Genomic DNA, 14,170 nt, shown 5'->3' with positions numbered 1-14,170 from the left:
AGAATAACCGATGAAGGATCACAGAATTTACTATAAAATCATTTCGAAATGTGTATGCCCATTGTTGCTAATCGCTATGGTGGGCTGCAATCAACCAGTAAAAACTAACGTTAATAGTTCAGCAAGTGCAGGCTCTGATACTGAACAACAGCAGGATTCAAGCGCCGGTCCTGTCCGAAAACCCACAGGTTATGTGGCGAATGAGATGGGAAAAGTTATGGTTTTGGAATATCATTTAATTGGTTATCCTGAAGACACCTGGAGACGGACGCCGGAGAATTTCAGAAAAGATCTGCAAATGCTTTACGATCATAATTTCTATCCGGTATCTGTACTGGATCTTGCAAGTGGAAAATTTAATGTTCCTGCAGGTATGACACCATTTGCACTTACCTTTGATGATTCCAGTGCTGGTCAGTTTCGTTATATAAAAAAGGGCGACAGTTTGCAGATTGATCCAAATTGTGCGGTAGGGATTATGGAAGAGTTTAAAAAGAAATATGCAGATTTTCCATTAACAGCTTCATTTTATGTGTTGCCGGCCATCAAGCCAAATCTTAGACTGTTTGCCCAGCCTGAATATCAAAAGCAAAAGCTGGAATGGTTAATTGCTAATGGTTATGAAATTGGTAATCATGGGTGGTATCATGTTGCCTTGAATAAGCTGGATGACGCTGGTGTTCAAAAGCATCTGGCGATGTTTGTAAAAGAAATCAGGCAATTTATTCCTGACTATGAAGTGAAGAGTTTAGCATTGCCACTTGGTATGCATGCCAAGAATAGGGTGTTCGAATCTAAGGGAGAATTCGAAGGGGTTAAATACAATCATCAGGCAGTGTTACTGGTGGGGTCTGTGACTTCTGTATCTCCATATAGCAAAGAGTTTAATCCCCTGGCTATTCAACGTGTTCAGGCAGGGGATACCCCTACGGGACCCGAGGCATTTTTAAAACAACAGGATAAGAACGGTAATCGGTTTATTAGTGATGGAGACGCTAAAAAGACAACTGTTTTGATGGATAAATAAGTCTGCTTTTTTTTAATAATTTGGTATTTGGGCAAGATTTGCGGAAATTATATTAATATTGTTACAAAAAAAAAGTAGATTGGTATGGGGCAGTTATCAGACATAAGCGATGATGAACTTCTGGGAGTATTCCAGTCAGGAGATCCGAAAGCTTATAGACAGATATATGACCGTTTCTGGCCCTTACTCTATCGTCATGCCCGGAATATGTTGAGGAACGAGGAGGAAGCAAAAGATGTAGTTCAGGAAGTGTTTACCACTTTATGGATTAAAAAGAACGAGATAAAGCCACCAGTTGCTGCTTTTTTATATTCCGCAACCAGGAACAGAATTCTTAACCAGATAAAACACCTGAAAATTGAAGCCCGTTATATGGAGCAGCGAAAAGTTGTATTGGAGCATAGCGGAGTAAGTTTAGCAGACGAACAGGTGATCGAACGCGATTTTGCACGATTGATAGAAGCCGGCATACAAAGTCTGCCCCCAAAAATGCGCAGGATATTCGAATTGAGCAGGAAAGAGTTTAAAACGCATCAGGAAATTTCTGATGAACTTAATATATCTTCCCTGACTGTTAAACGTCAGGTTAGCAATGCGTTAACTATACTTAAAAATAAATTGAATTCTTTTTTAATATTTTTTTGATTTTCATCTGCATCCTGTGGCATCTTGAGTTGTTATACCTATAAACAACCTTAAAGCGCTGTTGCATGATAGACAAATTAGATGAAAAACAAGAAGAGCTGTTAGCCAAATATCGGCAAGGGACCTGTAGTCCTGAAGAAGCGGCTACAGTAAAATACTTGTATAATCTGGCATCAGCATCAGCGGAGGAAATGCCAGCCACTCCAGACTATCAACAATTGTCTGATGAAATTTGGAACAGGTTGCCAGCTGAAAGAAATATTCGAAAGTTAAGCATCTTCAAAACAATTTCTGCGGTTGCTGCTGCGCTACTGGTTATTGGAGGAAGTTATTTATGGTACAACAACCAATCGGTCCAGGATACAAAACAAGCGCAGGTACAGGATATAGTTCCAGGGAAAAATGCAGCAACGCTTACTTTGGCAGATGGTCGTAAGATTGTACTGACAGCCGATGTTAAAGGAGAGCTGGCAACAGAATCTGGCGCAAGCATTACAAAAACAGCAAATGGCCAACTGATCTATGAAATAAAAGATCAGGAAAGTGGAGATCCGCATGCATTGAACAAGCTTTCTACCGCCAAAGGGGAATCTTATCAGTTGCGCTTACCAGATGGGACCATGGTTTGGCTGAATGCAGCTTCATCCATTAGTTACCCTGTGTCTTTTTCCAGCGCAATGTCTCGGGAAGTTGAGCTTGTGGGGGAAGCTTATTTTGAAGTTTCAAAAGACAAAAAACGTCCTTTTATTGTTAAAACGGTGCACCAGCAGATACGTGTTTTGGGAACGCATTTTAATGTAAATGCTTACACAGATGAGCCTGAACTGAAAACTACATTATTGGAAGGAAGTATAAAATTAAGTCTGGAAGGACTGAGTAGTGGTCGACAGGACCGTATACTAAAACCAGGTGAACAAGCCGCTTTAGCAGGAGCCCGGCTAAATGTTGCCAATGTAGATGTAGAGCAGGTAGTCGACTGGAAAAATGGAGATTTTGTATTTCAATCGGAGCCGTTGACATCCTTAATGAGACGCGTTTCCAGGTGGTACAATGTGCGGGTAATGTATGCTCCCGGAGTAGATAAAGAGGGTACATTTACAGGGAAAGTTTCCCGGAAAAAAAATGTTTCCGTATTGCTTAAGGCCTTACAGTCTGGCGGACTAAAATTTGAAGTGATAGGTAATACAATCATGGTAAAAAATCAATCAACATAAATAACCTAACCAAAACAGATGAAAAAACTATACAGAAACGATCCTTAAGCTCAGAGGAAATAAGCTGGAAATAATTGCCGGAAGTGTACCACCACTTCCGGCGGATGTTTAAGCTTATCCATTAAACCCGGATGTCCCGGGCAATCGCAAACAATTGATTAATGAACCAACTTGAGTTGCCCAAGATTTTTGACGTATTGGCAATTCAAGATTAAACAAGATGTAAATATATGATATTTTACACCAAAAGCCTATATGGGCCCAAGGCTCCTATGGCCAAATTTTTACATATCATAAACCCGGTTTTTAAGCGGATTTGTGAGGTAAATAATAACAAATGGACTATGCGAATTAAATTGATTATCGTATTGTTAACTTCCGCAATTCTACAGGTAAGCGCTACTACCTATGGACAGAATGTTACCTTAAAGCACGAACGTGCGAAATTGGCTACGGTATTGAATGAAATCAGAAAACAAACCGGTGTTGATTTTGTATTTAGCGATAAAATCATTGCCGGATCAAGACCTGTTAGCATCAATGTAGAGAATGTAAGTCTTGAAGTTGCATTAGAGGAATGTTTTAAAAATCAGCCTGTAACTTTTACGATCGACCAGAAAATGGTGACGATAGAAAAAAAGAAGGCTTCTTTTCTGTCTACTTTGGTTGATCGCCTTATGGTGGACAGATTGAGCGGGACGATTAGAGATGACGAAGGTAATCCCTTACCAGGGGCATCCATTGCCATCAAAGGCGCTGCTCGCCATGCAATAGCCGACAAAGATGGTAAATTTGCTTTGGATGGTGTGCAGAAAGGCGATGTTGTAGTGATTACTTACATAGGTTTCGTTCCACAGGAGATTGTGTGGAATGGGAACAGTCCGCTGAATGTAAAGATGGTGAGCACTGTTCAAGGCTTGGACGATGTAATGGTAGTTGCCTATGGTACAGCTAAAAAATCAACTTTTACTGGTTCTGTTGCAGTGATTGGTGGAGATAAGCTGTCGAAGGTTCCGGGTACCGGTTTTGCGGAAGCGTTACAGGGGATGGGTAGCGGTATCAATGTGGTGAATAATGAAGGAAATCCCGGAGGTGATACACGTATTCAGATCCGTGGAATTTCGTCTATGAGTGGAGCTTCTAATCCACTATATGTAGTTGATGGAATGCCTTATGATGGACAGTTGAATTCTATCTCACCAAGTGATATAGAGTCTATCTCTGTGTTAAAAGATGCTGCTGCATCTTCATTGTATGGCTCACGTGCAGCCAATGGTGTGGTGATGATAACCACCAAAAAAGGAAAATCTTCTACGCCGCAGATTAACCTGCGCGCAGCATGGGGAACTTCAGATAATGCAGTTAAAAATCCGGTTAAGGCTAACCCTTATGAGCAGTTGCTCAATACCTGGGAAGGTATGTTTAACGATCGGTATTACAAATACGGAATGACTAAAGCCGAGGCAGGTGACTGGGCTTCCGACAATGTGCTGGGTAAAATACTTAAAGCAGTAACTAATTCTGCTGGACAGTCTAGCTATGTATCTCCATTTAAGCACATCACTGAAGATTATGTGTTACATGATGGAAATGGCAAGCCTTATATCAATCCTAAATTGGAAATGGTATGGGATCCGTCAGATTACGATATTTACGGTGCTTTGTATTCACGTAAATTGCGTCAGGATTACGGAGTAGACGTGAGTGGAACCAGTAGCAGTGGTAAAACGAATTATTTGTTTTCCGGTTCATATCTTAACGATGGTGGTTATGCCAGTAATCAATATTTTAAACGCTATACCTTAAGGGCAAATGTTACTACTCAGGTTACTGATTGGTTGCAACTTGGGGGTAATATGGCTTATACGAGTTCAAAACAAAATACCTCTGGGTCAATGCGTGCCCAAACGTTTAGCACAACAATGTCTTCGCCATGGTTAAGGAATATTGACAATACAGATTGGATCTACTCTGAAAAAACAGGCAAGCGTATGTTCGACTATGGTTCGTATGTAAATAATTTCTTCGGAATTCATGCTTTAAACAATGGCGGTGATTATTGGAATAATCCTAATGACGAGGATTTTAATAATAATCAGAGGAATATGATTTCTACCCGTTATTTCGCCAACGTATCATTACCATTTGACCTAAACTTTAGGAGTAGTATCGGGATAGATAACAATAGTACAAAGGAATTCCTTTATGGATCTGCTGTACATGGCTCAGGCCAGATGGCGCCTTACGGTCTTTCCGTACTAACTGCTGGTGGTAATGCTACCCGCACCAATACTGATATTACCTCTTTAACATGGAACAACCTGTTGACCTGGGAGAAAAAGATAGGTGACCACAGTCTGAGTGCATTGGCAGGACATGAGATGTATAATTATGATTTCTTGTACAATACTTCATACGGAGAAGGAATTATGCAGATTGGCCAGTATGAATTGGGTTCAACTACCAAAGGCTGGACAGCTGATTCTCGTAAAGACCGTTATTCCCTGCTTTCTTTTTTTGGTAAACTGGATTACAATTACCAAGGCAAGTACTACCTTTCCGGCTCCGTTAGGAGAGATGGTTCTTCCAGGTTTCATCCCGATAATCGTTGGGGGAATTTCCTCTCTGCAGGTGCTTCATGGAGAATTTCTAATGAAGATTTTCTGAAAGATGTTAGCTGGGTTAATAACCTTTCACTCCGGGGAAGTTATGGTTCAACGGGAAATGATAAATTGTTTAAAAGAGATGGTGATGGAAGTATCGGGGATGAAATATTGTATGGGTACCAGGGCGTATTTGAGTCTGATCCATTATATGGAGATGCTGGGCTCAGACAATTCGCTTATGCAACACCTGATTTGAAATGGGAGAGCAACGAGCAGCTGAATGTTGGGTTTGATTTTACCATTTTTAAAGGTATCAATGGTTCGGTAGAATATTATACGAGAAAATCTTCAGATCTATTGTATTACAAGCTGTTTCCATTGTCGGGACAGGCTGGTTCTGCAAATGGAGTAAACACCAACCTGGGTAATATTCGTAACAGCGGTTTTGAAGTTTCTCTTGGTGCCGATCTGATTAACAATAGGACTTTTAACTGGAGAATTGACGGGAATATTTCTACGCTAAAAAATGAAGTCACTTATCTTCCGGGAGGTTCATTTACCTTCGCTAATCGTGCTGCAACTTATAAAATGGAGGAAGGCCGTTCGGTGTATGAATTCTACATGTTGAAAAATGCGGGTGTTAATCCGGATAACGGAAATATGCGTTACTGGATTCGTGATGGAGCAGGAGGCTGGAAAACAACTGAAAATTACGATGCTGATGTAACTACAAACGATTACCAATATATTGGTTCAGCACTTCCTAAAGCATATGGATCCGTAACAAATACCTTCGCTTATAAAGGGCTTGATTTTTCATTTATGTTCTATTATTCCCTGGGTGCTAAAATGTTCGACTTTGGGTATGTAGAGCGTTCTACGCTGCGTGGTGGTGTGGGTGTGATTCAGGATTTGGTACAGGATCGCTGGAAAAACCCGGGAGATAATGCTTTGCTTCCTAGATGGTCTGACGACAGTTATGTGAGTACTAGAAGATCTACTGATTTTTATGTGTTTACCAATAACTTTGTACGTCTCAGAAACCTTACGCTGGGCTATACACTACCTAAGGAAATAACAAAAAAGCTTGGTGTTTCTAGTGCTAGAATTTACCTGACCGGAAATAACCTGTTGACATTCGGATCTGCGAAAGATCGCTATTCAGATCCGGAAACCGGGGTATTGGGGAATAACTATAATGGTAACACCGATACGGATAATGGTGTTCAAGGTTCAAGAAGGATTTATATGGGCGGCCTTCAGGTCTCATTTTAATTATAAAAGCTACAAAGATGAAATATATATATAAAATATTCGTGTTCATGGCGGCATCTCTTCTGCTGATGGGATCTGCCGGTTGTAAAAAATTTCTGACCACAGATTCATCCACTGCAACTTCGGATGGGTCGGTGCTTAAGAGTGTTAGTCAGCTAAATATGGTGCTGACTTCAGCTTATAGAAAACTTTATTTCAATAATGATGGAGCGGATCGGGTATACTCCGGCTTAGCAGGTTTGCAGATGTATGTGGACCTCGGAGGAGCGGATATTCTTTGTCATACCAATATGGCAGGTAACCAGTATATCGCTTACAATTATGAGCCTACAAGAACACAGATTACGGGAAATTCAGATGCGATCTGGACAATGATGTATAAGATTATTAATCAGGTGAATACCATCATAGATGCGCTGCCTGCTGCTGATGGGAGTACGGAATTGAAACAACAGATCCTGGGGCAGGCCAAAGCTATCCGTGGAATATGTTATTTTCACCTGATCCAAAACTACCAGCAAACCTATATGCTGGCTAAAAATAAGCCTGGAGTGCTATTAAGGTTATCGTCGTCGGACAAGCCTAGTATGGCGCGTTCTTCTGTTGAAGCTTGCTATGCTCAGATTTTGACAGACCTTAAAGATGCAAAAGGCTTATTGGCGGGTTTTCAACGTCAAAATAAATGGACCATTGATAAGAACGTGGTATCCGGACAACTCGCCAGAGTTTATTTGGTGATGAATGATTGGCCCAACGCACTTGCCGAAGCTACTACAGTCTATACAGCCTATAATCAACTGATGACTAAGGAACAATATAGGGCAGGCTTTGATAAAGTGATTACAAATGGGTATGCAGAGGTATTATGGGCTATGAAGTATACTGATGTAGATCAGATCGGCGGAAGTACACAGTACAATTTCTGGTATAACCAGGACGAAAGTTATGGAGAAGGTTTTACCGATGGGCCTATTTACGCTTTCCTGAGTTTCTTTGCGGATGGAAAGTATGAGCAGTTGTTTGAAAAAACAGAAGACAGGTATCAGTTTTGGAAACGTACAAAGAATGCTTCAAAAGAGTGGTCTACAAAATGGGCTTATAATAAATACAAGCATTATGGCGATGCCAATGGAGCTGTACAGGGAAATACCCGTCCCGAAGTTTCGTTGATGCGTGGCTCAGAGATGTTATTGATTATGGCGGAAGCTTCTGCGCATTTGGGAAGTGCTGAGGCACTTACTTATTTAAATCGCCTGCAGCGTGCCAGAGGCGTTACAGCGATAACTACAGTGGCAGCTGGACAACCGCTATTGGATGCTATTTACATAGAAAGACGTAAGGAATTGCTTTGTGAAGGTGTTACAGGCTTTTATGACCTGTTACGTTTACAAAGACCTTTAATTCGTTATCAGGAAACTGCTACTTACGTGGAAGGGCATTACACCTGGGGTTGTAGTCAGCTAAACGGTTATGTTGCATCGGCAGCTCAGCCTATGGGTACCTTACCGTCTAACGATTATCGTTTCATTTGTCAGATTCCACAGTTGGAGATGGCTAACAATGAGGCATTGAAGCCGTCAGATCAGAATCCTTATTCAGGTAATTAATTTGGTTAATACTTAATATAGCGCAATAGAACTAATCATTCTAACTTTTTAACTGCCCGGTAATTCATTGCCGGGCAATTTTTATGTTTGCTTCAGGAACAAGTATGAAATTTAGAAGAAATCAAGGTTATTCTCTGTTAGTTATAAAGATGATTTTTAAAACGTTTTGCCAATAGGCCAGTAGCTTCATCAGGATTGATTTCTGCGACAACTAATCCGGTTTTTCCGTAAGTGGCATGAGCTACACAATTGCCATTTGGATCGATTATGGAACTTGCAGAATCCGGGTAGGTGGAAGCATAGTTTACACTGGCAAAGTAAATCGTGTTTTCCATAGCTCTCATCATCATTGCTTTCTCGTAATACGGATTATCTTTATCGCCCCAGTTATTGAGCAATTTTCCTTCTGTATTGCTACCAACAAAATGAGGGTGAAATACAATCTTAGCACCATTTTGTGCAGCCCATCTTACAGACTCAGGATATCTGAAGCCTTCGTGACATATAGTGATACCAAATTTTAGACCTTTAATTTCGAACAGCTGTCTTTCGGTGCCTGGAACCCAAATGTGATCTTCTGTAGGGTCCAACTGGTTTTTTGTTTGATAGCCTAAGATTTCCCCTGTGGCAGAGATAACATGAGCAATGTTGAGTAAGTGGCCGTTTGGTCCATGCCAATCCATTGGGACAATGATAGCTACATTGTTTTCTAAAGCTACCTGACAAACCTCATTCAATGCCCATTGTAATTTGTCCTGGTCACGGTCTGCCTTCTGATATCCCATTCCAGGGTAACCGGGCAAAAATGATTCAGGAAAACATATTATATCCGCAAGCTCCGTAGCTGCTTCTGCTACAAGTTTGCGAAACCAATACAAGCCATCGCTTAGTGATTTCGGAAATGGAGGTGAGGCAAGTGCTACTATCATTTGTGTAGATGTGTTTACGTCGGTACTTAAAACTGTCTACACTAAAGGTAATCGTTTTTTTATGTTTTGCGTATTGTTCATCATGAATTACATGCCTGTGTCTGTGGAAAACTGTTCGTTCCTACCCTGAGTTTACACTTACTTAAGTATTAACTTATACTTAATAGGGCATTACTAGGGCCTTAGTAGGGCTAGGGGGTAAAGCAAGGCCCTACTAACGCCCTACTAACACCCTAGTAATTTTGGACGCAGATACTCACGTGAATTAACTGTTAAGAAAAAATTTCACAAAAAAAGTGGCTTTGTCAATGCTTGTCTTATTCATGTTGAAGAATTATTGTTATAGCATAGTTGTGGTACGCTAATGTGTTTAGTCCTAATGAATTGAATCTTAAATACTGCCGAGGTGTATTTAAGTATTCCAGAACATTAGAAAAACATTGTTTTTTGAAAACGATAATATTAAATTTGATTGACATTGTACTCTAAATTACTTCATGCCAAAACTCAAACTCAGTGTGCTTAGTGGTCAATTCTTAAAAAAGGATAATTTTTGGGTTGAGTTAATAGGCAGCCGATCAATGTTCTCATTAGAAAGTAGAATATTTCATTCAATTGTTATTGGTTTGATTTTTCTGGCTTGTATTTATGTCCCTTACAATATGTACGCAGGATTGTATATCGGTGCCATTTCTGGTTTGATACTTAGTTCGATCTTTTCCTATCAGTACTATTGTTCCAGGTTTCTTGGTAGAAAACACAGTAGTACAATATTTGCGCTGTCAGGATTAGTGATTTTTGGAATTAATTATTTTTCTAACTCCGGGATTCATGGCTCTACAGATCTTATCTGGCCAGTTCACCTGTTATTGGTGCTTGCCATTTCGCCTTACCATCAGCATATCAGGTGGTTGATCATGTATCTGGCATTTTTTTTAATGTTGCATGTTGTTGAGTATTATTATCCAGATTTGGTGCAATATCCATTTGGCGCCGGCAGGGGACAGTTTATTGACCGGGTGACTGCGTTTCCAATGCCTGTATTTGCCGTTTTTATTATCATCAGATATCTTAGGAGAAGTTATGATAAAGAACGTCAAATCACAGAGAGAAAGACTTTAGCAGTTGAAAAAAGTAAGGAGCAAATTTTGTTGCAAAAAGAACAACTGGAACAAAGCAATATGGAAAAGAATAAGCTAATGTCTATCATATCGCACGACCTCCGGACGCCGCTTATGAACATACAAAGTTATCTTGAGCTATTGAATGCAAATGAACTGGATAGCTCAGATCGGCCTGTATTAGAAAAAGCTTTACTTAATTCTACCAATAATGCAATGGAAATGCTTTCCAATTTATTGAATTGGTCAAAATCGCAAATGGAGGGGCCTAATGTGAATGTGGTGCAGGTAAATCTCCTTACAGTGTTACAAGGTACGTTGGAAATGGAGAAAGCATATGCCTTGAAAAAAGATATTTCATTAAACTATTGCGTTTCGCCTGAATTGATGGTGATAGCTGATGTGGATATGCTTCAGCTGGTAGTACGCAACCTGATTAGTAATGCTGTGAAATTTACTCCGCGGGGAGGATTAATTCGTATAGAAGCTGAGGTAATACTAGATCAGTGCAAAATAACAGTTAGCGATAATGGAAAAGGTATTCCTGAAGACAAACAGAAAAAGGTTTTTTCTATTAAATCTGAACCTTCATATGGTACGGATAATGAAAAAGGCGTGGGCTTGGGGCTGTTACTGTGTAAAGAGTTTATTGAACGACAAGGCGGTAGTATAGATTTTGAAAGTAAGCCTGGGCTAGGTTCCAGCTTTTTCATTTTCGTTCCAATGATATCAAAAAAATATGAATAGAGTCTGCGACCCTATTCATCTCTATCTAATACATGTTTAATTTTATTTGCATTCTCCATTAACTCAGTAAGGTATGCCCAGTTTTCTTTTTCAATACAGGATTTGAATTTCCTAAGCTGAGTAATATGTTCGTTTAATACATCGAGCACATTTTCTTTGTTCTGTTTAAAAATGGGCATCCACATTGCAGGACTACTTTTCGCCAGCCTTACTGTACTTTCGAAACCCGCACTGGCTAGTTCGAATATGGCATTTTCTTCTCTCTCTTTTTCCAGTACAGTGTTCGCCAAAGCAAAGGAAGTAATGTGGGAAATGTGGCTGACATAAGCCACGTGTACGTCATGATCTTTTCCTTCCATATACACGTTGTACATGCCTAGTAAGGTGTATAATTGCTCAACTGTTGCCAAAGCATCTTTATCGCTTTCTGTCGCATTGCATATGACGTTAGCCCGCCCGGTGAAGGCTTGATCAGTTGCAGCTTCAGGTCCACTGAATTCTGTTCCCCACATTGGGTGTGTAGCGATATATCTTCCTCTGTTGGTGTGACCTTTTACTGCATCTAAAAGCGACATTTTTGTGGAACCGGTATCCAACACAATCTGATGTTTTATCTGGTCAAGTACAAGTGGTAATAATGCCGTACAAACACTCACCGGTGCACTTAGGATAATCAGGTCGCTATTGGCTATTGCGCCGTTCAAATCGGTTATTTCATCTACAATTCCAAGTTCCAGCGCCTTTTGTGTATGTGTCTCCTGGTTGTCTACACCGTATACTTTTGTGGCAAAGCCTTTTTGTTTTAACATTAAAGCCATGGAACCACCAATTAGTCCGAGGCCGACTACTGCTATATTCATTATTTAATTTGATTATATAAGCGTTAAATTATTTGCTGATTCGGGTGATTGCCTGTTCAAATCTGGATAGGTCGCCACAAAGACTGATCCTGATATGTCGATTGCCCTGACTGCCAAATATACCACCCGGGGTTAGGAAAACGTTTGCTCCATAAAGAATCTCGTCGCTAAGGACATAGGCGTCTTCATAGTGGTCTGGAATTTTTGCCCAGACGAATAAACCAACCTGTGTAAGCTCGTATCTGCAATTAAGCAGATCTAAGATCTGGTATACTTTTGCTCTTCTTTCTGCATAGATACTGTTGATATCGCTATACCAGTCAGCACCCAGGCTTAAGGCTTTTACTGCTGCCAGTTGTAGTGGCATAAACATACCACTATCCATGTTACTTTTGAATCTCAACACTTCTTCAATTCGTTCTTTTGAGCCGCAAAGCATACCAATCCGCCAACCGGCCATGTTATGCGATTTGCTCAATGAATTTAGTTCTAAGGCGATTTCTTTAGCACCGGGCACAGACATGAGACTTACAGGATTGTCATTTAGAATAAAGCTATACGGATTGTCATGCACCAGCAAGATCTGATGCGCTTTTGCGAAACTTACCAGGTTTTCAAACAATCCGGCACTAACCTGTTGTCCTGTGGGCATATGGGGGTAGTTGACAAACATCAACTTAACCTTGCTTAGATCTGTTGCAGCTAGTGCTTCCAGATCAGGATACCAGTTTTTTTCTTCTTGCAAAAGATAGTTTACAGGCTTTCCACCTGCCAGTTTAACCGCACTACCATAGGTAGGATATCCCGGATCAGGAATTAAAGCTTCATCGCCCTCGTTCAGGTAGGTCATACAGATATGCATGATACCTTCTTTTGAGCCAAGTAGCGGTAATACTTCTGTATCGGGATCAAGCGTTACCTGGTACCATTGTTTATACCAATCTGCAAAAGCTTGTCTTAATGCAGGTATCCCTTTGTATCCCTGATAACCATGTACAGTTGGTTTGGCAGCTTCTTCTTGTAATGTTCTGATCACATCGGGATGAGGTGGAAGATCCGGACTACCAATACCTAAGTTGATGATATTTTTACCTTCTTTATTCAGGGATTCAATTTCCCTTAGTTTTTGGGAGAAGTAGTACTCGCTAATACCCTCCAGTCTTTTTGCAATCATTATTGAACGTTTTTATCAAGACTTGCTTGTTTTCACTATACAGCATTTCGGGTAAGTATAAGTTCATTTATCTTGTCTAAAAAATAGATACTTATTGGTTTGAATATTACAAGTAACATAAATTAGCAAATTCAAGAAAGTTGAATATAATCCCCGATAATTTTAAATCAGCCTAAAGTAACAATTTTTATAATAATGTTTAACTTTTGAGTAATCTTTAGAATAATTATCAGAGAGAAAGACAAATTTTTATCATTCTGTTGAAACAGGTGATATATTGCTAAATTATTTATAATATTGATTTCCTGTAATTCGATCAAAAAGGGTAACTAAATAATGGCAGTTAAACCACTGGAAAATGAAGACTATGTGCTAAAAAAAATAGCAGAAGGAGATGAACGTTCATTTGCCGAATTATTTCATTGGTATTCGAAACCCCTTGCTGAATTTGTCTATAAATTAACAGATTCAATGGATTTGACGGAAGAGATAATTCAGGACTCCTTCATAAAGATCTGGTTAAGGAGGGAAACGCTGACTGACATTAAGAATTTTAGTGGTTATCTATATATATTATGTAGAAATGAAACTTTGCTGGTACTTAAAAAGATCGCTGCGAAGCATGTTTCTCATGCTGCATTTGAAAAAGAGGTTATAAATGAATTGGAATTAGAAGAATTAGCTAATCCTGCTGATGAATATCGGAAGCTTATAGAGATTGCAGTTAATAAATTACCTGAACAACAGCAAAAAGTTTATAAAATGAGCAGATACGAAAGATTAAAGCATGAAGAAATTGCAAAAGCTTTAAACTTGTCTCCCGAAACGGTTAAAAAGCACATTCAACTTGCAGTACAGTTTATTAGAAAAGATGTAAGCGGTGGGGCTGATCTTAGTATTATTCTGATCCTGACCAGCACGGTAATCTTACATTAAAAAAAATATTTTAATTTCATTACCCCTCT

10 protein-coding genes are annotated in these 14,170 nt (G+C 39.7%); 7 read left to right on the top strand and 3 right to left on the bottom strand.

What is annotated here, in order from left to right; all coding sequences use genetic code 11:
* Window positions 1-10: 10 nt before the first annotated feature.
* From R2Q84_RS18855 to R2Q84_RS18835, 5 genes are all read left to right on the top strand, one after another.
* Complete coding sequence (locus R2Q84_RS18855; protein ID WP_316818145.1) at window positions 11-1,027, top strand: polysaccharide deacetylase family protein; 1,017 nt, start codon at window positions 11-13, stop codon at window positions 1,025-1,027.
* An 84-nt stretch (window positions 1,028-1,111) separates the two neighbouring features.
* Window positions 1,112-1,672, top strand: coding sequence for an RNA polymerase sigma-70 factor (locus R2Q84_RS18850; protein ID WP_316818144.1), 561 nt, complete (start codon window positions 1,112-1,114; stop codon window positions 1,670-1,672).
* A 65-nt stretch (window positions 1,673-1,737) separates the two neighbouring features.
* On the top strand, window positions 1,738-2,886 hold the full coding sequence (locus R2Q84_RS18845; RefSeq protein ID WP_316818143.1) for a FecR family protein: 1,149 nt from the start codon (window positions 1,738-1,740) through the stop codon (window positions 2,884-2,886).
* Between the two features lie 344 nt (window positions 2,887-3,230).
* Window positions 3,231-6,767, top strand: coding sequence for a TonB-dependent receptor (locus tag R2Q84_RS18840; protein ID WP_316818142.1), 3,537 nt, complete (start codon window positions 3,231-3,233; stop codon window positions 6,765-6,767).
* Between the two features lie 17 nt (window positions 6,768-6,784).
* A complete protein-coding gene (locus R2Q84_RS18835) occupies window positions 6,785-8,374 on the top strand; it encodes a RagB/SusD family nutrient uptake outer membrane protein (RefSeq protein ID WP_316818141.1) in 1,590 nt (529 codons plus the stop codon).
* 137 nt (window positions 8,375-8,511) lie between these two features.
* On the opposite strand, the gene R2Q84_RS18830 is transcribed toward R2Q84_RS18835, so the two are convergent.
* Complete coding sequence (locus R2Q84_RS18830) at window positions 8,512-9,303, bottom strand: carbon-nitrogen hydrolase family protein (protein ID WP_316818140.1); 792 nt, start codon at window positions 9,301-9,303, stop codon at window positions 8,512-8,514.
* A 497-nt stretch (window positions 9,304-9,800) separates the two neighbouring features.
* On the opposite strand from R2Q84_RS18830, the gene R2Q84_RS18825 reads away from it, so the two are divergent.
* Window positions 9,801-11,171 (top strand): HAMP domain-containing sensor histidine kinase, encoded by a 1,371-nt coding sequence (locus R2Q84_RS18825; RefSeq protein WP_316818139.1) that lies wholly within the window; start codon window positions 9,801-9,803, stop codon window positions 11,169-11,171.
* Window positions 11,172-11,182: 11 nt separating this feature from the next.
* Here R2Q84_RS18825 and R2Q84_RS18820 read toward each other — a convergent pair whose 3' ends face one another.
* Window positions 11,183-12,031, bottom strand: coding sequence for a prephenate dehydrogenase (locus R2Q84_RS18820; protein ID WP_316818138.1), 849 nt, complete (start codon window positions 12,029-12,031; stop codon window positions 11,183-11,185).
* Between the two features lie 28 nt (window positions 12,032-12,059).
* Window positions 12,060-13,205 carry a pyridoxal phosphate-dependent aminotransferase gene (locus R2Q84_RS18815; RefSeq protein ID WP_316818137.1) on the bottom strand — a complete coding sequence of 382 codons (1,146 nt, stop codon included), beginning with the start codon at window positions 13,203-13,205 and terminating at the stop codon, window positions 12,060-12,062.
* 336 nt (window positions 13,206-13,541) lie between these two features.
* Here R2Q84_RS18815 and R2Q84_RS18810 point away from each other — a divergent pair, with 336 nt between their 5' ends.
* Window positions 13,542-14,141: an RNA polymerase sigma-70 factor gene (locus R2Q84_RS18810; protein ID WP_316818136.1), complete on the top strand. Its 600-nt coding sequence runs from the start codon at window positions 13,542-13,544 to the stop codon at window positions 14,139-14,141.
* Window positions 14,142-14,170 lie beyond the last annotated feature (29 nt).

It is taken from the genome of Pedobacter nyackensis, assembly GCF_032678475.1.
Lineage (GTDB): Bacteria > Bacteroidota > Bacteroidia > Sphingobacteriales > Sphingobacteriaceae > Pedobacter > Pedobacter nyackensis_A.
The sequence above is the reverse complement of the archived record's forward strand: the minus strand, read 5'-3'. Positions and strand labels throughout refer to the sequence as shown.

What these genes read in the sequence shown, in the direction of transcription:
- R2Q84_RS18845 (WP_316818143.1), top strand. Translation starts at nt 1,738, where the DNA reads ATGATAGACAAATTAGATGAAAAACAAGAAGAGCTGTTAGCCAAATAT.
- R2Q84_RS18835 (WP_316818141.1), top strand. Translation starts at nt 6,785, where the DNA reads ATGAAATATATATATAAAATATTCGTGTTCATGGCGGCATCTCTTCTG.
- R2Q84_RS18820 (WP_316818138.1), bottom strand. Translation starts at nt 12,031, where the DNA reads ATGAATATAGCAGTAGTCGGCCTCGGACTAATTGGTGGTTCCATGGCT.
- R2Q84_RS18825 (WP_316818139.1), top strand. Translation starts at nt 9,801, where the DNA reads ATGCCAAAACTCAAACTCAGTGTGCTTAGTGGTCAATTCTTAAAAAAG.
- R2Q84_RS18840 (WP_316818142.1), top strand. Translation starts at nt 3,231, where the DNA reads ATGCGAATTAAATTGATTATCGTATTGTTAACTTCCGCAATTCTACAG.
- R2Q84_RS18855 (WP_316818145.1), top strand. Translation starts at nt 11, where the DNA reads ATGAAGGATCACAGAATTTACTATAAAATCATTTCGAAATGTGTATGC.
- R2Q84_RS18810 (WP_316818136.1), top strand. Translation starts at nt 13,542, where the DNA reads ATGGCAGTTAAACCACTGGAAAATGAAGACTATGTGCTAAAAAAAATA.
- R2Q84_RS18850 (WP_316818144.1), top strand. Translation starts at nt 1,112, where the DNA reads ATGGGGCAGTTATCAGACATAAGCGATGATGAACTTCTGGGAGTATTC.
- R2Q84_RS18815 (WP_316818137.1), bottom strand. Translation starts at nt 13,205, where the DNA reads ATGATTGCAAAAAGACTGGAGGGTATTAGCGAGTACTACTTCTCCCAA.
- R2Q84_RS18830 (WP_316818140.1), bottom strand. Translation starts at nt 9,303, where the DNA reads ATGATAGTAGCACTTGCCTCACCTCCATTTCCGAAATCACTAAGCGAT.